The sequence below is a fragment of the Phenylobacterium sp. genome (assembly GCF_030698145.1).
Lineage (GTDB): Bacteria > Pseudomonadota > Alphaproteobacteria > Caulobacterales > Caulobacteraceae > Phenylobacterium.
Map to the genome: position 1 here is coordinate 1 of NZ_JAUYNW010000067.1, position 19,773 is coordinate 19,773.

24 protein-coding genes are annotated in these 19,773 nt (G+C 70.0%); 19 read left to right on the forward strand and 5 right to left on the reverse strand.

What is annotated here, in order from left to right:
* From Q8Q77_RS09985 to Q8Q77_RS10055, 15 genes are all read left to right on the forward strand, one after another.
* The coding region (locus tag Q8Q77_RS09985) for a DNA-directed RNA polymerase subunit alpha C-terminal domain-containing protein (RefSeq protein WP_305583422.1) at positions 1-325 on the forward strand (325 nt) is incomplete at its 5' end.
* A 267-nt stretch (positions 326-592) separates the two neighbouring features.
* Positions 593-1,009 (forward strand): 50S ribosomal protein L17, encoded by a 417-nt coding sequence (gene rplQ, locus Q8Q77_RS09990; protein ID WP_305583423.1) that lies wholly within the window; start codon positions 593-595, stop codon positions 1,007-1,009.
* A 131-nt stretch (positions 1,010-1,140) separates the two neighbouring features.
* Positions 1,141-1,584: a cupin domain-containing protein gene (locus Q8Q77_RS09995; RefSeq protein WP_305583424.1), complete on the forward strand. Its 444-nt coding sequence runs from the start codon at positions 1,141-1,143 to the stop codon at positions 1,582-1,584.
* A 68-nt stretch (positions 1,585-1,652) separates the two neighbouring features.
* On the forward strand, positions 1,653-2,900 hold the full coding sequence (locus tag Q8Q77_RS10000) for an ectonucleotide pyrophosphatase/phosphodiesterase (RefSeq protein WP_371130440.1): 1,248 nt from the start codon (positions 1,653-1,655) through the stop codon (positions 2,898-2,900).
* A gap of 93 nt (positions 2,901-2,993) precedes the next feature.
* Positions 2,994-3,464 carry a glyoxalase/bleomycin resistance/extradiol dioxygenase family protein gene (locus Q8Q77_RS10005; protein WP_305583425.1) on the forward strand — a complete coding sequence of 157 codons (471 nt, stop codon included), beginning with the start codon at positions 2,994-2,996 and terminating at the stop codon, positions 3,462-3,464.
* Positions 3,465-3,466: 2 nt separating this feature from the next.
* On the forward strand, positions 3,467-3,910 hold the full coding sequence (locus tag Q8Q77_RS10010; RefSeq protein ID WP_305583426.1) for a VOC family protein: 444 nt from the start codon (positions 3,467-3,469) through the stop codon (positions 3,908-3,910).
* A gap of 13 nt (positions 3,911-3,923) precedes the next feature.
* Positions 3,924-4,367, forward strand: coding sequence for a VOC family protein (locus tag Q8Q77_RS10015; protein ID WP_305583427.1), 444 nt, complete (start codon positions 3,924-3,926; stop codon positions 4,365-4,367).
* Entirely contained in the window at positions 4,364-4,699 is a 336-nt protein-coding gene (locus Q8Q77_RS10020; RefSeq protein ID WP_305583428.1) for a helix-turn-helix transcriptional regulator, read from the forward strand. The genes Q8Q77_RS10015 and Q8Q77_RS10020 overlap by 4 nt, the downstream gene beginning before the upstream one ends.
* 157 nt (positions 4,700-4,856) lie before the next feature.
* Positions 4,857-5,321, forward strand: coding sequence for an SRPBCC family protein (locus Q8Q77_RS10025; protein WP_305583429.1), 465 nt, complete (start codon positions 4,857-4,859; stop codon positions 5,319-5,321).
* A gap of 52 nt (positions 5,322-5,373) precedes the next feature.
* Positions 5,374-6,627 carry a TCR/Tet family MFS transporter gene (locus tag Q8Q77_RS10030; RefSeq protein ID WP_305583430.1) on the forward strand — a complete coding sequence of 418 codons (1,254 nt, stop codon included), beginning with the start codon at positions 5,374-5,376 and terminating at the stop codon, positions 6,625-6,627.
* A 97-nt stretch (positions 6,628-6,724) separates the two neighbouring features.
* Positions 6,725-7,645 carry an alpha/beta fold hydrolase gene (locus tag Q8Q77_RS10035; protein ID WP_305583431.1) on the forward strand — a complete coding sequence of 307 codons (921 nt, stop codon included), beginning with the start codon at positions 6,725-6,727 and terminating at the stop codon, positions 7,643-7,645.
* Between the two features lie 125 nt (positions 7,646-7,770).
* Positions 7,771-9,186 carry a Do family serine endopeptidase gene (locus Q8Q77_RS10040; RefSeq protein WP_305583432.1) on the forward strand — a complete coding sequence of 472 codons (1,416 nt, stop codon included), beginning with the start codon at positions 7,771-7,773 and terminating at the stop codon, positions 9,184-9,186.
* A 221-nt stretch (positions 9,187-9,407) separates the two neighbouring features.
* A complete protein-coding gene (locus Q8Q77_RS10045) occupies positions 9,408-10,709 on the forward strand; it encodes a replication-associated recombination protein A (RefSeq protein ID WP_305583433.1) in 1,302 nt (433 codons plus the stop codon).
* Positions 10,706-11,461, forward strand: a complete 756-nt coding sequence (locus tag Q8Q77_RS10050; RefSeq protein ID WP_305583434.1) for an RluA family pseudouridine synthase — start codon at positions 10,706-10,708, stop codon at positions 11,459-11,461. Before Q8Q77_RS10045 ends, Q8Q77_RS10050 begins: the two co-directional genes overlap by 4 nt.
* A 75-nt stretch (positions 11,462-11,536) precedes the next feature.
* A complete protein-coding gene (locus Q8Q77_RS10055) occupies positions 11,537-12,022 on the forward strand; it encodes a hypothetical protein (RefSeq protein WP_305583435.1) in 486 nt (161 codons plus the stop codon).
* Here the strand turns inward: Q8Q77_RS10055 and Q8Q77_RS10060 are convergent.
* Positions 12,019-12,771, reverse strand: a complete 753-nt coding sequence (locus tag Q8Q77_RS10060) for a hypothetical protein (RefSeq protein WP_305583436.1) — start codon at positions 12,769-12,771, stop codon at positions 12,019-12,021. The two genes, Q8Q77_RS10055 and Q8Q77_RS10060, sit on opposite strands and share 4 nt — an antisense overlap.
* Before the next feature lie 113 nt (positions 12,772-12,884).
* Here Q8Q77_RS10060 and crcB point away from each other — a divergent pair, with 113 nt between their 5' ends.
* Positions 12,885-13,268, forward strand: coding sequence for a fluoride efflux transporter CrcB (gene crcB / locus Q8Q77_RS10065; protein WP_305583437.1), 384 nt, complete (start codon positions 12,885-12,887; stop codon positions 13,266-13,268).
* A complete protein-coding gene (locus Q8Q77_RS10070) occupies positions 13,265-14,248 on the forward strand; it encodes an RluA family pseudouridine synthase (RefSeq protein WP_305583438.1) in 984 nt (327 codons plus the stop codon). Before crcB ends, Q8Q77_RS10070 begins: the two co-directional genes overlap by 4 nt.
* Here the strand turns inward: Q8Q77_RS10070 and Q8Q77_RS10075 are convergent.
* Genes Q8Q77_RS10075 through Q8Q77_RS10085 form a run of 3 tightly spaced genes read right to left on the reverse strand, consistent with a single transcriptional unit; the run spans position 14,245 to position 18,065 of the window.
* Positions 14,245-15,336 (reverse strand): winged helix DNA-binding domain-containing protein, encoded by a 1,092-nt coding sequence (locus Q8Q77_RS10075; protein WP_305583439.1) that lies wholly within the window; start codon positions 15,334-15,336, stop codon positions 14,245-14,247. The genes Q8Q77_RS10070 and Q8Q77_RS10075 overlap by 4 nt on opposite strands.
* 27 nt (positions 15,337-15,363) lie before the next feature.
* Positions 15,364-16,617 (reverse strand): DUF1501 domain-containing protein, encoded by a 1,254-nt coding sequence (locus tag Q8Q77_RS10080; RefSeq protein WP_305583440.1) that lies wholly within the window; start codon positions 16,615-16,617, stop codon positions 15,364-15,366.
* On the reverse strand, positions 16,614-18,065 hold the full coding sequence (locus Q8Q77_RS10085; RefSeq protein ID WP_305583441.1) for a DUF1800 family protein: 1,452 nt from the start codon (positions 18,063-18,065) through the stop codon (positions 16,614-16,616). Before Q8Q77_RS10085 ends, Q8Q77_RS10080 begins: the two co-directional genes overlap by 4 nt.
* 66 nt (positions 18,066-18,131) lie before the next feature.
* Here Q8Q77_RS10085 and Q8Q77_RS10090 point away from each other — a divergent pair, with 66 nt between their 5' ends.
* A complete protein-coding gene (locus Q8Q77_RS10090) occupies positions 18,132-18,857 on the forward strand; it encodes an ATP12 family chaperone protein (RefSeq protein ID WP_305583442.1) in 726 nt (241 codons plus the stop codon).
* Positions 18,858-18,870: 13 nt separating this feature from the next.
* Here Q8Q77_RS10090 and Q8Q77_RS10095 read toward each other — a convergent pair whose 3' ends face one another.
* Positions 18,871-19,380 (reverse strand): GNAT family N-acetyltransferase, encoded by a 510-nt coding sequence (locus Q8Q77_RS10095; RefSeq protein ID WP_305583443.1) that lies wholly within the window; start codon positions 19,378-19,380, stop codon positions 18,871-18,873.
* A gap of 168 nt (positions 19,381-19,548) precedes the next feature.
* Here Q8Q77_RS10095 and Q8Q77_RS10100 point away from each other — a divergent pair.
* On the forward strand, positions 19,549-19,773 hold a 225-nt coding region (locus tag Q8Q77_RS10100; RefSeq protein WP_305583444.1), incomplete at its 3' end, for a carboxyl transferase domain-containing protein.

Below are 19,773 nucleotides of genomic sequence, written 5' to 3' on the forward strand. Positions count from 1 at the left end.
CACCTTCGAAGAGCCGAAGAAGAAGGTCGAAGGCGAGGCCAAGCCGGAACTGCCGTTCAACCCGGCGCTGCTGAAGAAGGTCGACGAGCTCGAGCTCTCGGTCCGTTCGGCCAACTGCCTGAAGAACGACAACATCGTCTACATCGGCGACCTGATCCAGAAGACCGAAGCCGAGATGCTCCGCACCCCGAACTTCGGCCGCAAGTCGCTGAACGAGATCAAGGAAGTGCTCGCGGGCATGAACCTGCATCTCGGCATGGACGTGCCCAACTGGCCGCCCGAAAACATCGAAGAGCTGGCCAAGAAGTTCGAAGACCAGATGTAAGAGGCCCCAAAATCTGCCTGTCAGATTTTGGACTATAAAATTGGAGCACGTTCGGGCGGCGGAACCGCAAACACTTCCGCCTAACGTGCTCCGCGCGCCGACTCCGGGCCGCTTCGGCGGTCTGGGCCTGATCAAGCCGCAACAGCGGTGGAGGGCCCCGGCGCTTCGTGTTGACCCAGGCGGGAGCCAGTTGGGATTTGATCAGGCAAGGACAGGTTCCCGACAAGTCGGGGCGTCCGGCGGGCCAGACGGCCCAGGAGATATGAGATGCGTCACGGCAAGTCCCACCGCAAACTGGGTCGTACGACCGCCCACCGCACCGCGATGTTCGCCAACATGGCGGCGAGCCTGATCAAGCACGAGCAGATCGTGACCACCCTGCCCAAGGCGAAGGAGCTCCGGCCCATCGTCGAGAAGCTGGTGACGCTCGCCAAGCGCGGCGACCTGCATGCCCGCCGTCAGGCCATCAGCCACATCCGTGACGTGGAACAGGTCGGCAAGCTCTTCGCCACCCTGGGCCCGCGCTACAAGGAACGTCAGGGCGGCTACATCCGCGTCCTGAAGGCCGGCTACCGCTACGGCGACAACGCGGCCCTGGCCGTGATCGAGTTCGTCGACCGCGATCCGTCGGAAAAGGGCAAGGACTCCGGTCCGGTCCAGGACCTCGGCTTCGCCGACGAATAGTCGACGTCCTCTCCAGTCATTCGAAAGCCCCGGACGGCGACGTCCGGGGCTTTTGCGTTGTGCGCTCGCGCCTGGACATTCTCGCGCAGCGGCGCATAGCATCGCGGTCTCCCTAGTGGAGGAGGACGCTAATGCTCAGGATCGTGATCATCCTTGGTTGTGTCGTCAGCTTGGCGAGCGCGGCCAAGGCGCAGGTCAACCCCGGCGACCTGAAATGGGGTCCCGCCCCCCCCAACCTGCCCCCCGGTTCCGAGATGGCGGTGCTGGCGGGCGACCCCACCAAGCCTGGCGTGTTCGTCGCGCGTGCGAAGCTGCCGCCGGGCTACAAGGTGCCGCCCCATCACCACCCGACGGACGAGTATGTCACCGTGCTCAGCGGCGACCTGACCTACGGCATGGGCGACAAGTTCGATACGACCAAGGGCCACGCCATGAACGCGGGCGGTTTCTTCCAAGCCGCAGCCAACATGAACCACTACGTCTGGAGTAAGTCCGGCGCGGTCATCCAATTCTCCGCCGAGGGTCCCTTCGCCATCATCTATGTCAATCCAGCCGACGATCCGACGAAACGTTAGGGCCAGCCGCGGCGGGATTGTCATAGAGGGCGCCACAGGCGTCACGCGATGCGGTTAGGCTGGCGTCCATGACTTGCATGCCCGACCTGCGCCCCTGCATCGCAGCACTGCTGACCCTTGCGCTCTGCGCCTGCGCGACGGTGCGCGAAGACCCCGGTCCGGTCGCGGCGGCCCCTAGGCCGCTGGTGATCCTGATCTCCATCGACGGGTTCCGGGCGGACTATCTGGAGAAGGGCGTCACGCCGCATCTGTCGGGGCTGGCGGCGGCGGGCGCGCGAGGGGCCATGCGGCCTTCGTTCCCGACCAAGACCTTCCCCAACCACTACACCCTCGTCACCGGCCTGCGCCCCGACCGCCATGGGATCGTCGACAACAACATGGAGGACCCGGAGATCCCCGGGGTCACCTTCCGCCAGAACAACAAGGCCGCCGTCACCGACGCGCGCTGGTGGAACGATGGGACGCCGATCTGGGTGAGCGCCGAGCGGGCCGGGGTCAGGTCGGCCACGATGTTCTGGCCGGGTTCGGAGGCCGCGATCCAGGGGGTGCGACCGAGCTATTGGCGGGCCTTCGACCAGTCGCTGAGCGCCACCGCGCGGGTCGACCAGGTGTTGGCCTGGCTCGACCTGCCGCAGGCCCAGCGCCCGCGGTTCGTGACCCTCTATTTCGACGAGGTCGACACCGCCGGCCATTGGGGCGGCCCGGAGTCCGACAAGCTGAAGGCGGCCCTGGCGAAGACCGACGCGGCCATCGCGGCCCTTAGCGCCGGGCTCGCGGCGCGCGGCCTGGCCGCCGACCTGGTGGTCACCGCCGACCACGGCATGGCGCCTACCTCGCCGGAGCGGGCGGTCTATCTGGAGGACGTCCTGCCGGACGGGGCGGCGCGCACCTTCGCCATGGGCGCCTTCATGAACGCCTATCCCACGCCGGGCCGGGAGGCGGAGGCCGAGCGCGCCCTGCTGGCCAAGCACGCCCACATGCAGTGCTGGCGGAAGGCCGAGATCCCCGCCCGGTATCACTACGGAACCCATCGCCGCGTGCCGCCGATCTTCTGCCTGCCGCAGACGGGGTGGGAGATCACCACGCGGGCCTGGGCGGCCAAGCGGCCGATCGGGGCCGGCAATCACGGGTTCGACCCATACGCGCCGGAGATGGCGGCGGTGTTCATCGGTTCAGGCCCGAGCTTCCGGCGCGGCGCGCGGGTGTCTGATTTCGACAATGTTGACGTCTATCCACTGTTGGCTCGACTGATCGGCGTGCCGCCCGAGCCGAACGACGGGGACCTGGACCAACTGGCCGGCGCCCTGGCGCGCTGAGCGGCGACGGCGCATCCTGATCGCGCGAGAACGGCTTGACGATATAGTTGCAATATGCGTTAAATATTGTTGGAAACGGCAAGGATAAGCGCCATGGCTGAGAAAGCCGCGATCACCGCCACCGCCTTCTACGAGGATCCGATGGCGGCGCTTCACTGGCTGGAGCGGGCCTTCGGTTTCGAGACCGTCCTGCTGCTCACCGACGACGCCGGCAAGGTCGGCCATGCGGAGATGAGCTTCCGCGGCTGCAACATCGGGGTCGGCGGGGAATGGGAGCTGCCGGGCGGGATCAAGATGCGCAGCCCGCAGACGGCAGGCGTCTGCACCCAGTTCATGTGGCTGGAACTGCCTGAGGGCCTCGACGACCATTATGACCGGGCACGCGAGGCCGGCGCACGGATCATTCAGCCGCCCGAGGACCAGTTCTATGGCGCGCGGACCTATCGGGCGCTCGATCCCGAGGGCCACGTCTGGTGTTTCCGTGAAGAGGTGCGCCAAGTCTCGCCCGAGACCATGACGCAGATCACCGGGCTGAAGATCCGCAATTCACTGAAGGAGGCTTGAAGATGGACGTTCCCACCATCGGACCCCTGTTGTGGTACCGCGACCCCCGGGCGGCCATCGCCTGGCTGGAGAAGGCGTTCGGCTTCGAGACGCGGATGGTTGTCGACGACGGGCAGGGCGGGGTGATCCACTCCGAACTGCGGCTCGGCGACGGCTACATCATGGTGGTGGGTCCCCCGAAAGGGTCCGCCGTCAGCCCCGCGGCCTTCGGCGGTCGCTCCACCCAGTCGGTGCATGTGCAACTGCCGGAAGGCCTGGACGCACGCTGCGAGGCCGCGCGCGGCCAGGGCGCCAAGATTGAACGGGAGCCCGCCGACCAGCCCTATGGGGATCGGGTCTTCACTTGCCGCGACATTGAGGACCATCCCTGGTCGTTCGGCCAGACGGTCAAGGTCATGACGCCCGCCGAGATGTCGGCCGCCACCGGCCACGAAATCACCAGCTAGAGGAGAGACGCCCATGGCCGGCTTCCGGTCCGCGCTGTTCTACCAGGATCCCAAGGCCGCCCTGCGCTGGCTGGAGAAAGCCTTCGGCTTCGAGCTCTCCATGCTGCTGGAGGATGCGCAGGGCAATGTCGCCCACTCCCAGATGACCTTCGGCGACAACTACGTGATGATCGGCCAGGAGTGGAGCGACGACCACAAGAGCCCGCGCTCGGTCGGCGGCAAGAACACCCAGACGGTCAGCATCCAGATCGACACCGACATCGGCGCCCACTTCGAGCGCGCCAAGGCGGCGGGCGCGGTGATCGACGCCGAGCCCACGACCCAGTTCTATGGCGACCGCACCTATCGCTGCCGCGACCCCGAGGGCCACATCTGGAGCGTCTCCCAGACCGTCGCCGTGGTCAGCCGCGAAGAAGCCGAGGCCGCCAGCGGCCTGAAGATCACCGGCTGGATATGAGCGCCGCCCCCGCCCACCTCGACCGCACCCTGGCCGCCCTGGCCGATCCCAACCGCCGCCAGGTGGTGGACCTGCTGGCCCAGCGCCCGCGCCAGGCCGGCGAGCTGGCCCGTGAGCTGGGCCTGGCCCCGCCGGCCATGAGCCGCCATCTGCGCACCCTGCGCGAGAGCGGCCTGGTGGAGGAGAGCCATCCCGATTTCGACGCGCGCGTGCGCATTTACGCCCTGAGGCCGCAACCCATGGTCCATCTGCTGCGCTGGCTGGAGGAGAGCGAACGGCTGTGGACCGAGCAGTTGTCGGCCTTCAAGGCCCACGTCGAGCGCGACGCGTGACGTCGCCAGATTTTTTCCTCCCCCATGACCGACGGGAATGGGGGAGGGGGACCACGCGCAGCGTGGTGGAGGGGGCGAGACTGGGTGCGGAGCTTGGGGCAGCCCCCTCCACCGCTTCGCGGTCCCCCTCCCCCGTAAACGTGGGAGGAAAAAGTCAGTGACGTCGAAGGTCTTCGTCTCGCTGCGCGTGAAGGCGACCCCCGAGCGGGCCTTCTCGGCCTTCGTTGAGGAGATCGGCGCCTGGTGGCGGCCCAACGGCCTGTTCCAGACCACGCCGCGCGCGCCCGGCCTGCTGGCCTTCGAGCCGGGAGAGGGCGGTCGGCTGACCGAGACCTTGGCCAACGGCAAGGTGTTCGAGATCGGCAGGATCACCGCCTGGGATCCGGCTGCGCGGCTGGAATTCACATGGCGACAGGCGAACTTCCCGCTGGAACTTCACACAGTGGTGGAGGTGCGGTTCGAGGCGGTCGGGGACGAGACCCGGGTCAGCGTCGAGCATCGCGGCTTCGACCAGGTGCCGGCTGGCGCGGCCCGCCATGGCTTCCCCGACGAAGCCCTGCTGATGCGGTTGGCCGAGTGGTGGCGCGACCTGCTGGCCTCCTATCGAGACCGGTCCGCGTAACCATGTTGCGCCAGTTCTTGTTTTGTTTCATGCTTCTGGGGGGAGAGACGCCATGACCGAGCAGCCCGCCGTCGAAGGCCGTCAATGGACGCACGCCTTCCGCTTCATCTTCATCGCGGCGGTGATCAACGCCGTGTCGTTCGGGATCATGATCCCGGTGCTGCCGAACCTGATCAAGGAGTTCACCGGCGGCGACACGGCCGCGGCGTCGGAGTGGAACGTGGTGTTCGCCACGGTCTGGGGGCTGATGCAGCTCTTCTGCGGCCCGATCCTGGGCATGCTGTCGGACCGGTTCGGCCGGCGGCCGATCCTGCTGATCTCGCTGGGCGGCCTGGCCATCGACTTCCTGTTCATGGCGCTCGCGCCAAATCTCGCCTGGCTGTTCGTCGGACGCGTCATCAACGGCCTGACTGCGGCCAGCTTCGCCACCGCGAACGCCTATGTGGCCGATGTCACCCCGCCGGACCAGCGGGCCAAGGCCTTCGGCTGGATGGGCGCGGCCTTCTCGTTCGGATTCCTGGTTGGTCCGGCCCTAGGCGGCTACCTGGGCGACTTCGACCTGCGGCTGCCGTTCTTCGTGGCCGCGGGTCTGACCGGCCTGAACTGGCTGTACGGCCTGCTGGTCCTGCCGGAATCCCTGCCGGTCGAACGCCGGGTGGCCAGGTTCGACTGGAAGCGGGCCAATCCCGTCGGCTCGCTGGTCTTCCTGCGCTCGCATCGCGACCTGCTGGGACTGGCCAGCATCGGCTTCCTGTTCCAGCTCGCCCACACCGTGTTGCCGTCGATCTTCGTGCTCTATGCCGGCCACCGTTACGGCTGGACGCCGAGCATGATGGGCCTGTCGATGATGGCGACCGGGGCGGCGGGGGTCGTCGTCCAGATGCTGCTGGTGGGTCCGGTGGTCGCCCGGATCGGCGAGCGCGGCGCGCTGCTGCTGGGGGCCATGGCCGGCGCGCTGGGCTTTGCGGTCTTCGCGTTCGCGCCGGTGGGATGGGCCTACTTCGTGGGCGTCCCGGTCTTCGCGTTCATGAACTTCCTGCAGCCGGGCCTTCAGGGCCTGATGACCCGCCGGGTGGGCCCCTCGGCCCAGGGCCAGCTCCAGGGCGCCAACCAGAGCCTGCAGGGCATCTCCTCGGTGCTGGGCCCGATCGTCTTCGGCCTGACCTTCGCCTGGTCGATCCGGCATGAGAATGTTTATCACCAGCCCGGCCTGGCCATCTATCTCGCGAGCTTCCTGCTGGTCGTGGCCTTCCTGCTGGCGCTCAAGATCGGCCGCGCGCCTCAAGCGGTGAGCGCGCCGGCCTGACGGCGCGCGTCGCTCCCGAGGTACATTTTCGCCGTGGGCTTGCGCCCGCGCCGCCGGTGCTGAGAGGGTCCAGGCCCACGCACCGGAGGATGGCGACGTGCCCGAGTTTCCCAATGACCTGCGCCGCGTGATCGCCGCTCTGACTTTCAGCGCGGCCTGCTTCACGGCGACGCTCGCCTGCGCCGAGGAACGCATGCTCGCCGTGGCGCCCCACGTGAACCTGCGGGTGGTCGACGAGGGCCCCCGCAACGCCAAGCCGCCGGTCGTGCTGATCACCGGCTGGGGCTTCACCGCCGACGTCTGGCGCGACCAGGCGCAGCGGCTGGCCAAGACCCGGCGCGTGGTCTCGTTCGATCCGCGCTCCCAGGGCGCCTCCACCGTCACCGCCCAGGGCATGACCCCCGAGCAGCGGGGCCGCGATCTCGAAGCGGTGCTGAGCCAGCTCGGCCTGGAGAAGGTCTATCTGGTCGGCTGGTCCCAGGGGGTCCAGGACGTGGCGGCCTATGTGAACGGGTTCGGGACGGGCAGGGTGGCGGGCGCGGTGCTGGTGGACGCCGCGGTCTCCTCCGGCTCGGGCGCGGTCCTGCGCGAGCCCCAGGCGGCGGCGCAGACCCTGCGCTTCCTCAGCATCTACGCCGCCCAGCCCGACGCCTATGCGCGGGGCATGTTGGAGGCGATCATCAGCCGGCCGCTCGACAAGGCGCAGGCCGACAGGCTGGCGGCCGACATCGCCGCCGTGCCCACCGCCATCGGCTCGGCCGCGCTGGTCGCCGACCTCTATGGGGCCGACCTCACCCCGGCCTTGAAGAAACTGGACCGCCCGACCCTGATCGTCGCCTCGGCGACCGCGGAGGACCTGCAGGCGCAACGAGATGAGGTAAAGATCCTCCCCAATGGGCGGATCGAGGTCGTGGAGAACGCCGCCCACGCGGTGTTCATCGACCAGCCCGACCGCTTCGCTCAGATCCTGGATCAGTTCCTGACGGCGAGCGACCCGGACGTTTCAGCCAGGTCCTAGGCCGCCGATCGGGACGGTCCTGTGCGCGCCTGAGGTTCCCAGGGACCAGTCGCGCGCCTAAACACGCCATCATTGCGCCCGAAAACTCGGCGATGTCCGGGCGACCTGAACTGTCTGGAGACCGCATGCGCGCCTACCGCGTCCTGATCCCCGCCCTTGCCGTGCTCGCGGCCTGTTCCGACCCCGTGGCCACGTCGACCGCCCAGGTTCCGCCCCTGGCTCAACCGACCCGGGCCGCCCCCGGTGACGCCCTGACCATGAAGTCGTCCTTCGCCCCCGTCGTGAAGCGCGCCGCCCCGGCGGTGGTGAACATCTCGTCCAAGCGGCTGGTGCGCCAACGGGCCGATCCGTTCTGGGAGATGTTCGGCATGGGCGCCCCGCGCGATCGGGTCCAGGGCTCGCTCGGATCGGGCGTCATCGTCCGCGCCGACGGCGTGATCGTCACCAACAACCACGTGGTGGAGGGCGGCCAGGAGATCACCGTGGCGCTCGCCGACCGCCGCGAGTTCATCGCCCGGGTGCTGCTGGCCGATCCGCGCACCGACCTCGCCGTCCTCAAGATCGACGTCGGCTCCGAGCGCCTGCCGGTCATGGCCATCGACGACAGCGGCGAGACCCAGGTCGGTGACCTGGTCCTGGCCATCGGCGACCCCTTCGGCGTCGGCCAGACGGTGACCAACGGCATCGTCTCGGCGCTGAACCGCACCGCCGATCCCAATGGCGACGCGGCCAACGCCTATATCCAGACCGACGCGGCGATCAATCCGGGCAATTCGGGCGGCGCCCTGGTCGATATGGACGGCGATCTGATCGGGGTGAACAGCTTCATCCTCTCGCGTTCGGGCACCTCGTCGGGCGTCGGGTTCGCGGTGCCCGCGGCCATCGTGCGCAGGGTGGTCGAGACCGCGGCCGGCGGCGGCGTGGCGGTGGTGCGGCCCTGGTTGGGCGCAAGAACCCAGACCGTGACCGGTGAGATCGCCCGCAGCATGGGGCTATCCACGCCCCAGGGCGCCATGGTGGCCGACATCTGGCCGAGCGGGCCGGCGGCCCGCGCGGGCCTGAAACAGGGCGACGTGATCGTTTCGGTGGACGGCCGTCCCGTGGTGGACGCCGCGGCGGTGTCCTACGCGATTTCCTCGCGGCGGCCCGGCGACTCGATCCGTCTCGGCGTTCGCCGCGGGACCGGGGAGCAGACGCTGACCCTGCGCGCCGAGGCGCCGCCGGCCACGCCCGCCAAGGATGAGCAGGTGATCTCCGGCCGCAATCCCTTCGATGGGGCCACGGTGGTCAACCTGTCGCCCGCCGTCGCCGACCAGCTGGGCCTCGACCCGTTCATCGGGCGCGGCGTGCTGGTGACCAATATCGGCCGAGGCTTCGCGATGAACGCCGGCCTGCGCCCCGGCGACCTGGTCAAGAAGGTCAACGGCCGCGACGTGGGCAGCGTGCGCGACCTGATGGCGACGATCGGTGGCGGCGGCAGTCAGTGGCAGGTGACCATCGAGCGCGGCGGCAAGGAGATCACGGGGAACTTCCGGACCTGAGGCCTCCAGATCCTCCCCCAGCGCGCAGCGCGATTTGGGGGAGGTGGCGCGTCGCCCTCTTCGGCGACGTCACCGAGGGGCTGAAGCCTACAAGAGTCAAAGTCCCCCTCAGTCGGCCATTCGGCCGACAGCTCCCCCAGAGGGGGAGCAACTTTGGGGCGGTGGCCTTGGCTTGGCGGAATGCGTTCACAGCCAACGACGGGTTTTGCTAGAAGAGGCCCATGGCCGATCTCTTCGAAGCCGCGGGTCTGACGCCGCACGCCCCGTCGCCGCTCGCCGACCGCTTGCGCCCGCAGCGGCTGGACGAGGTGGTGGGGCAGGACCACCTGCTGGGGCCGCAGGGTCCGATCCGTCGGATGGCCGAGGCCAAGCGGCTGGCCTCGATGATCCTCTGGGGGCCGCCCGGCACCGGCAAGACCACCATCGCCCGGCTGCTGGCCAAGGAGGCGGGCTATGAGTTCCAGCAGCTCTCGGCGGTGTTCTCGGGCGTGGCGGACCTCAAGAAGGCCTTCGAGCAGGCCAAGATGCGCCGCTCGGCCGGCCAGGCGACCCTGCTGTTCGTCGACGAGATCCACCGCTTCAACCGCGCCCAACAGGACGGCTTCCTGCCCTTCGTGGAGGAGGGGATCGTCACCCTGGTGGGCGCCACCACCGAGAACCCGTCGTTCGAGCTGAACGGCGCTCTGCTGAGCCGCGCCCAGGTCTATGTGCTGAAGCGCCTCGACGACGAGGCCCTGGCGACGCTGCTGGAAAAGGCCGAGGCCCATGAAGGCCGCGAACTGCCGCTTGAGGACGAGGCGCGTTACGCCCTGATCGCGCTCGCCGACGGCGACGGCCGCTATCTGCTGACCCTGGCCGAGACCCTGTTCAACATCGGCTCGGCCACGCCGCTGTCGACCAAACAGCTGGGCGAAGTGCTGCAGAAGCGCAGCCCGGCCTATGACAAGGACCGTGAGGAGCACTACAACCTCGTCTCGGCCCTGCATAAGTCCATCCGAGGTTCGGACCCCGACGCGGCGCTCTACTGGCTGGCGCGGATGCTGGGGGGCGGGGAAGACCCGCTGTTCATCGCGCGGCGGCTGATCCGGGCCGCGGCCGAGGACATCGGCGAGGCCGACCCCATGTCCCTGGTGCTCGCCAACGCGGCCAAGGACACCTACGATTTCCTGGGCTCGCCGGAGGGTGAGATCGCGCTGGCCCAACTGGTCATCCACCTGGCCTCCGCGCCCAAGTCCAACGCCGTCTATGTGGCCTTCAAGGCCGCCCAGCGCGCGGCCAAGGAGACCGGGTCGCTGACGCCGCCCGCCCACATCCGCAACGCCCCGACCAAGCTCATGAAGGACCTCGGCTACGGCAAGGGCTACGCCTATGACCACGACGTGGAGGGCGGATTCTCCGGCCAGAACTACTTCCCGGACGGCATGGCGCGGCAGGTCTTCTATCAGCCCAAGGGCGAGGGTGTGGAAGCGCGCATCAAGGAGCGGCTGGACCGCTGGGCCGAGCAGCGGAACCGCAAGGGGTGAGGCCGCGCCTGCAACCCAAGCCCCGGCCCGGCGACAACCCCGTCTCGCTCAGCCCCCAGGAGATCGAGTTCGTCCGTAGCCTGGTGATCTATGAGGACGCCCAGCTGCTGGCCCTGAACAAGCCGTCGGGGCTCTCGAGCCAGGGCGGACGAGGCCAGGTCCATACCCTGGACGAGATGCTCTGGGCCTTCGCCAAGCCCGGCAAGGCGCGGCCCCGGCTGATCCACCGGCTGGACCGCGACACCTCCGGCGTGATCCTCACCGCCAAGACCAAGCCGGCCGCAGGTTTCCTCGGCAAGCATATGATGGGACGGCGTTTTTCGAAAACCTACAGGGCCATCGTGACCCCCGGCGCGCCCGACCCGGTCCAGGGCGCCGTCGATGTTCCCCTTCGCCGGGACGAGCAGGGCCGGGAGGCCTATATGCGGGTCTGCGAGGCCGATCATCCGGACGCCGAGGCCGCCCGCACCCGCTATCGCACGGTGTCGAAGGGCGCGGCGGCGGCGCTGCTGGAGCTGGCGCCCGAAACCGGCCGCATGCACCAGATCCGGGTGCATCTGGCCTCGATCGGACGGCCCATCGCCGGGGACGCGCGCTATGGCGGGGCGCTCGCGGTGGCCGGACTGCCGGTTCCGCGCCTGATGCTGCACGCCAAGGCCCTGGCCTTTCCCCATCCCGAAGGCGGGACCAAGCAGATCGAGGCGGAGGTTCCCGCCGACATGGCCGCCCTGATCGCGGCTTTGGGTCTGTAGAAGGAACGCCCGGCCGAGCTGGGCCGTTCTTCCGACAAGGTTTGCAAGTCCAATGGCTTGCGGAGGACACCGGACATGAAACGCGCCCTCGTCCTGCTGGCCGCCTGCGCCGTTCTGAGCGGCTGCGCCACGGCGCCCACGGTCTACGGTCCGGCGACCGGACCCAGGGCGGTGGGCTTCTCGGAATACCGCATCGAAACCGGCCGCTATCGCATCACCTTCCGCGGCGGGCCCGGCGCGCCGATCCAGCAGGTGGCCGACTACGCCCTGCTGCGCGCCGCCGACCTGGCCATCGCCGAGGGCTATGACTGGTTCAAGGTCGCCGACCGGGTGATGGTGGAGGCGGCGCCCGACAACGGACCGCGGATCTCCATCGGCGCGGGTGGCGGCGGCGGCTATCGCAGCGGCGTCGGTGTGGGGCTGGGGACCAGTTTCAACCTCGGCGGCGGGCCCTCCCTCGCCCAAACCATCGAGGTGCTGATGGGCAAGGGGCCCCGCCCGAACGACCGCGACGCCTATGACGCCCGCGAGATCCGCCGCAATCTGGGCGCGCGGACCTAGGCGCGCGGGCGCAGCGACCCGTGGGTGTAGCCGGCCACCTCGGCCACCGCGAAATAGCCGTCGTTGGGCAGGCCCTGGGCGACCAGAAGCGGGGCGAGGCCGCGCGCCTGGCCGGCGAATTCCAGAAGTTGTCCGGCCGCGTCGGTGTCGGAGGGCGCGAGATCGGCGGCGTCGATGGTGACGCCCTGCAGCCGGGCGTCGCGCACCGGGAAAACCACGTCGCGGGTGGGTTGCAGGCGCGCGAAGACCCCGCGGCAGATGGCGTTCAGCAGGCCCGCCACCTCGGTCAGGCGGCCGGTAGGCGTGCCCCGGTCGATGTCGATCAGCTCGACGATGATCCGTTTCTTCAGGGCCTCGGCGGAGCCTTCGGTGGCGGCGGCGAGGCTGCTGCGGCCCCGGCGCGCCGACACAGTCCGGAACGAGATCGGCAGGATCACCGGCAGCACCGAGGAGCCGTCCGGACCCGCCAGGGTGGCGGCGAACTCGATCGTGGCGCGGTCGATGATCTCGACCTCGTCGTCCGACAGCCGCGCGAAGGCCCGCGCCGGGATCGTCGCCCCGCTCTTGAGATGGGTGATCACCGGCTCGACCCGCCGCGCGGCGACGGCCTGATGGCGCAGATGGATCAGGTCCTCGACCAGGAAGTCGATGCCCAGGGTCTGGTTTCCGGCCGTGACGAAGGTGGAAAAGGCGCCGGCCTGGGGCGGCTCGGGCGGCGCTTGCTGCGCTGAGGCGTTGTTCGCGACCATTCCCGGACCTGGAAAGCTGAACTGGACCGGCAGGATGGCGCCTCCGACTTAACCGGGCGTTGAGCGAGGGCTAGGGCTTCTCGGAAGCGACATCACGTCGCATAAGGGGCCTCATGGAAAAGGTTCTTCTGGTGGCTGTCGGCGGGGCGGCCGGCGCGGTGGCGCGCTATGGCCTGGGCGTGCAGACCATGCGCCTGTGGGGCCACGTCTGGCCGTACGGGACCTTCGCCGCCAATGTCTTGGGCGGCCTGCTGATGGGCGTGCTGGCGGGCTATCTGGCCCATCGCGGCGGCGCGGAGCAGGAGCGGCTGCGGGTGCTGCTGGGCGTCGGCGTCCTGGGCGGCTTCACCACCTTCTCGGCCTTCTCGCTGGAGGCGGCGCTGATGATCGGCAAGCGCGCCTACGGCCAGGCCTTCGCCTACACCACCGCCTCGGTGCTGCTCTCCATAACCGCCCTGTTCGCGGGGCTCCTCCTGGCGCGACGGGTGTTCGCGTGAGGGAGGTCCGCAACATCCAGGTCGACCCGGGCGAGGACGATGTGCGGTTGGACCGCTGGTTCCGCCGCCGCTGGCCTCACGTCTCCCAGATCCAGGTGCAGAAGCTGGCCCGCTCGGGCCAGATCCGCGTCGACGGCGGCCGGGCCAAGCCCGACCAGCGGCTGAGCGCGGGCCAGACCGTGCGCGTGCCGCCGCTGCCGGACGCGCCCAAGCCCGGCGACAAGGGTCCCGGCATCGACGCCAAGGAGGCGGCCTTCGCCAAGTCGATGGTGCTGTACGAGGACGAGGAGGTGCTGGTGCTGAACAAGCCGGCCGGCCTCGCTGTCCAGGGCGGCACCAAGACCCTGAAGCACGTGGACCGCCTGCTGAGCGCCTGGGGCGAGGGCCTGACCCGGCCGCGCCTGGTTCACCGGCTGGACCGCGACACCTCCGGCGTGCTGGTGCTGGGCAAGACGCCTGGGGCCGCCGCCAAGCTCGCCGGCTCCTTCGCCCGGCGTCGGGCGGAAAAGACCTACTGGGCCCTGGTCCATGGTTCGCCCAAGCCCGCCGAGGGCGTCATGGAGCTGCACCTGGCCAAGAAGGGTGTCGGCGATCGCGAGATGATCGTGCCGGCCGACCCCAAGGACCCCGCCGCCGATCCGGCCGAGACGGAGTTCGTCACCATCAGCCGCGCCGCCCACAGGGTCACCTGGATGGCGCTGCGCCCCCATACCGGGCGCACCCACCAGCTCCGCGCCCACATGCTGGCCATGGGCCACCCGATCCTGGGCGACCCGAAATACTGCACCGACGCCTCGCGGGAGCTATCGGGCGACCTGAAGCTGCAACTCCACGCACGGCGCCTGACCCTGCCGCACCCGTCGCGCGGGACGCTGATCCTGGAGGCGCCGATCAGCAAGGAGCTGAAGGCCGGCTTCAAGCGCTTCGGCTTCGACGAGCACGAGGCCGAGCCCGAGCCCTTCAAGAAGCGGCGGCGCTAGGCCTCCTCGAAGCTCACCACCGCCTCGGTCTCCGGCGCGAGGAACTTCGCCGCCGAGACGGCCTCGGCCTCGATGGCCTTGCGATCCTTGGCGCTCACGGTCTCGAACAGGCGCACCGCGACAGTGGTGGCCTTGCGTTTGGCCTCGACGCGCCAGATTCCAGCGACCACGCCGTCGACCAGCACCGTCGGCGCGATCAGCAGGTTCTTGGTGGCCACCAGCTTCGCGTGCTGCGGCCGGACGATCCCCGTGCGATCGGCGCGGCCCAGGACCGCGCCGTCGAAGTCGGCCAGCAGTCGGACCGGGGCGGGGGTTTCGCCGCTCGGCCGAGGCGCGTCCTTCAGGTCGTACAGCACGCGCTTCTTCTCATCGCGGAAGGTGACCAACTCCTCGCCCATGGACTCGAGGAGCGCCGCGGCGCCCTTCAGGCCCGACCAGCCCGCGAAGTCGGCCGGCAGGCTGGGACCGTGGGCGGCCAGATAGCGTCGGACCAAGCCCAGCGGATCGGGGGCCGCGTCCTCGTCGCGGCCCAGCCAGGTCTTGACCAGGGTGAAGGCGCCGCCGGGCTCGTGTCCGAAGGGCGTGTCGCTGCTGGCCTGCACCAGGGGCAGCCACATCCGCACGCCCCAGGCCATGGGCCGCACGTTCTCGATCCCGGCCTCGGCGAACACCTGCCGCACGCTCTCGAAATCCTTGGGCCCGGGGGCGAAGTGACGCTCGGCCAGGCGCGTCGCCAGGTCGACCTGGCCGCGAGACGGCCGGCCGCCGCCGGGCAGGGTGACGTCCAGCGCCGGCATGACGGTGGTGCGGAAGGCCAGGATGTCGTCCGCCGTCGCCAGGTGCAGCGTGCCGCGCAGCAGGGTCGAGCGCACTACCTTGCGGTCGTGGATCGCGGCCAGCAGGTCCTCACGCTTGAAGCCGCTCAACCGCGCCCAGAGGCCGGTGAACGAGGCCTTCGGAAGTTGGGCCTGGATGGCGAACAGGCGCGAGATCGCCGCCACCGGCGAGATCGCCTCACGGGCCAGCAGCATCTGGCGGGCCAGCAGGATGCGGTTGAGGTCGCGCGGGCTCAGAATCTCGTCGGCCATGGCGCCAGGATCGCCGAGCCGGGCGGGCTAGACCAGCCCCGCCACCGCCGCGGCTGCGGCGCTGTCGGGGAAGACTGTCGCATCCAGCGCGCGGCGGTCCAGGCCCATGTGATCGGCCAGCACGCCCTTGAACAGGCCGCGCATGTCGAGGGTCGGGGCCAGGTCGCGGTTCTCGTAGAGGGCGGTGGTCTTCAGCCCCGGCCAGTCGCCGATTATGCCGCCCGGCTTGAGCGAGCCGCCCAGCAGGAGCGCGGTCGAGGCGGTGCCATGGTCGGTGCCGCCGGTGCCGTTGACCCGCGCGGTGCGGCCGAACTCGGTGGCCACCACCACCACGGTGTTGCGCCATTCGGGGCCGAGACCGGCGTGCAGGCCGTCCAGCACCGCGTCGAGATAGCCCAGGCGGTTGGCGAGCTGGCCCTTGGCGCCGCCCTGGTTGGCGTGGGTGTCGAAGCCGTCGAGGCTCAGCGCCGCGATCTGCGGGCCGCCCGGTTCGCGCATGAAGCCCGCCAGCGTGCCGCCCAGCTTGCGCGCCGCCTCCTGGCCTTGGCGCAGATAGCCCTCCACGCCGCCACCCGCCGGCGCCGCGGCCATCGTCATCGACGGGGTCTCCGATCCCTCGGCAAGGCCGGCCATGGCCGCCTGGGCCATGGTCTCGGTGGCCAGGCCGCGCGACAGGGCGGGGCCGAGCACCGGGTCATCCTTGTAGAGGTCCTGCAGCAGGGTCGGCAGCCGGGCCTGGGCGTCGACACCCCGGCCGGGCGACCAGGAGGAGGCCGGGGCCGGGCCGCGCAGGATCAGCGGGGCGGTGGGCCCCACCGACAGGGCCTCGATCTTGCGCTGGGCCCTCAGGCTGTCGACAGCGCGGTTGAGCCAACCCGTCGAGGTCCCGTAGACCACCGCCGCGCCGGTCTCCAGAACGTCCTGGGCCTCGAAGTGCGAGCGAGCGCGGTCGGGGGTGGCGACCGCCGGGGCGATCCGCGCCTGGCCGGCCTTGGCCAGGCGGTGCACCGAGGCCAGCGCCGGGTGCAGGGCGAAGGTCCCGTCCAGGGCCAAGGCGTCGTCGCCCAGCGCCAGGCCCCGGCGCAGCCCGGCGTAGTCGTGGTCGCCGACCGGCGGAGCCAGGGTGAGACCATCCATCCCGCCCCGGCAGATCACCACCACCAGCTTGCGCTGGGCGAGATCGCCGGAGGCCGCGAAGGCCTGGCCGGCCAGCAGGTCGACGGAAAGGCCGAGGCCGGCGGCGGCCATCAGGGCCCGGCGGCGGGTGAGGTGAGCGGTCATCGGCGTTGGAACTCCGGGCTCATCAGCAGCAAGGCGAAGCCCTCGGTCCGTGACTCGGCGCGGGCGATGGCGGTCGCTGTGGCGGGGCTGAGACGCGCGCCCAGGGCCTCGGCGGCCAGGGCCCTGGGGTCGCGGTCGCGCACCACGGCCTGCGAAAAGGCCTGGGCCCAGCTCATCCGCTGGACGATGGCCGCCGGCGTCGCCCAGGCGGCGGTCTCTTCGGGCCAGCCCTCGGGGGAGGGCGGGGAGAAGGCCTTCTGCCCCATGGCGTTCAGCACCGGCGCCAGGCGCCCGATGGCGCGCGGCGCGCCGCCGGCTGCGCGCCAGCTCGAGATCATGAACTCGTACGGGGTCTTGAACTTGGCGGGCTCGGGCGCCCAGGCCTCCGGCGCGGTGATAAGGGCGCGCGCGACCTGATCCAGCAGGCCGCCGGTGTCGGTCCAGACCCGTTCGAGCCGCGTCACCAGGGCCGGCGGCGGCGTGTCGGCCACGAAATGCCGCGCGATCTTGGCGCAGACGAAGCGGACGGTCTGGGGCCGGTCGGCCAGGTCGGCCAGGATCGCGCCCACCTGCTCCTTGCCGCCTGCCGCGTAGTTGACCCCCATCACCGTGCGGACGCCCGGCTCGTGGGCGATGGCGCGGAACACGGGACGACCGATCATGTCGGCGTCCTCGCGCAGGCCGCCCACCGACAGGCCGGTCATGGCGCGGGCGAACTCGGTGACGTCGGCCTGGGTGTAGCCGCCGTTCACGCCGACGGTGTGCAGCTCCAGGATCTCGCGGGCCAGGTTCTCGTTGAGACCGAGCTGCTTCAGGCCGCCGACCGGCCGGCCGCCCACCCCGCGCCGGGGCCGGTTGACGTACCGCGCCGCAGGGCTGCCTGGCCCCACCGATTGGGCCTGGTCCAGATAGAGCAGCATGGCCGGGTGGGTGGTCGCCGTGGACAGCAGGTCGGCGAAACGGCCGAACACGTGGGGCCGGATGGCCTCGTTCTCGAACGGCCCGACCACCGTGGCGGTGACCAGCTTGTTGGCCGAGACGGTGAAATGGTTGGCCCAGAACAGGGTCCAGCGCTCGCGGAAGCCGGCGTCGGTCTCCGCACCGAGCTGGGCGCGGGCCATGAAGTCGGTGGCCACGTCGTCGCGGAGCATCTTCTGGGCGATCTTGACGGGGTCGCGAGCGTCGGGGACGGGCTCGCCGTCGGACGCGGCGCGTTTCATCCCGCGCTTGTCCTGCTGGTAGACCCGGAAGCCGGCGATACGCTGGGCGGAGGTCTCGCCGTTGGTCTGCGGCTGGTCGGCGCCCTCGCGGCGGATCTGGCGGATCAGGTGTCCGCGCGGGTCGCCGCGCGCCGCGGCGATCTCGCCGGGCTTGGCCCCCAGGCCGAAGCGGGTGAGCGCGATGGCGGCGTCCAGGTCGCGGTCGGCCACAACTGGCTCCTTGCGCATTTCCACTTCCGTCCCCATTGCACGGGGCGACCCGCGGATTTCCGTCGCGGGCGGTTGGAGGCGCGTTTGAAAAAAGGATTTCACGAACCCGGCGACAAGCCCAGGCGCTTCTACAAGGACGTCTCGGTGGTCGCCGAGGCGGGCGGGTTCCAGGTGAAGCTGGACGGCCGCAACGTGCGCTCACCCAAGGGCGGGGTGCTGGTCCTGCCCACCCGCGCCCTGGCCGATCTGGCGGCGGCAGAGTGGGCCGGCCAGGTCGACGTGATCGAGCTGGCGGGGATGAACGTCACCCGCCTGGCCTTCACGGCGTTGGAGGCGGTGCCCCAGGCGCGCGACGGGGTCGCCCAGCAGGTGGCCGACTTCGCGGGCTCGGACCTGCTCTGCTACTACGCCGAGGAGCCGCAGGCCCTGGCGGCGCGGCAGACCCATCACTGGTCGCCGCTGCTGGACCGTGCCGAGCGCGAGCTGGGACTGGTCTTCCTGCGCGCGGCCGGCATCGTCCACCGCGCCCAGCCGGACGAGACCCTGGCGCGTGTGAAGGCCCTGGTCCTCGAACTCGACGACTTCGCCCTGGCCGGGGTGGCCTTCGGGACCTCCCTCTTCGGTTCAGCGGTCCTGGCGCTCACCCTGCAGCGCGGCTGGCTCACCGGCGAGCAGGCCTATGAGCTGTCGCGCCTGGACGAAGCCTACCAGCAAGAGAAGTGGGGGATCGACGAGGAGGCCGCCGAACGCACCGCGCGGCTGTTCGAGGAGTCGACCATGCTGGACCGCTGGTTCCGGGCCCTGGGGTAGGGCGCCTAGCCGGCTAGCCGGCCAGCCGGAACAGGATCACAGGTCCGTTCCATTCAGCGGTGGTGACGTCGATCTCGGTGATTTCGGTCGCGCCCGGCGTGGCGGCGACCGCCTTGCGCCAGAACTTGGTCGCCGCAACGTTCTTGCGCGCCACCGCCACCTCCCAGACACCGGAACGCGTTGCGAAGATCAGGTGGGCGGCCTGCACGGCGACCCCCGATCCGCGATGTTTCCGCAGGACGAAGAACTCCGCGACGCTGTGGTCGATCGGCCGGCCGCTGTGGGAATAGGCGTTGACCAGGACGAACCCCGCCAGGACGTCGCCGCGCCAGATGAAGAACGCGTCCCGCTCCGGCTCCGTCCAATAGGAGGCCAGCGGATAGGCCTCGAAGCGTCCGTCAGCCAGCAGGTCGCCCTTCGGCGTCCCGGCCCAGAATTCCGAGAAATCGTGGATGTAGAACTGCATCAGGTTCTGCAGGACCGGTTCCTGCTCGCGCAGGACCGGCTCGAGCCGCACGTTCATCTCGCCTTGCCTCAGGTTCCCGTGGCCAGGGTGGTCGGCGAATAGTCGCCGAATGTCCAGCGCAACGGGATCGCCCCTCAACGCGAGTGATCCGGCCCGGCCCCTGATCGCGGTTGCGCGGTCCAATTCGTCCGACTACGCCTTGATCTCGACTGTGGGAGGCGCCGCGTGAAACAGATCCTGGAAGAGCTTGAGCGCCGTCGTGCGGAGGCTCGGCTGGGGGGTGGCGAGCGGCGGATCGCCAGCCAGCATGGCAAGGGCAAGCTGACGGCGCGCGAGCGGCTGGAGCTGTTGCTGGACGAGGGCTCGTTCGAGGAGTTCGACATGTTCGTCGAGCACCGGGCGACGGACTTCGGGATGGCCGACCAGAAGGTGGCCGGCGACGGGGTGGTG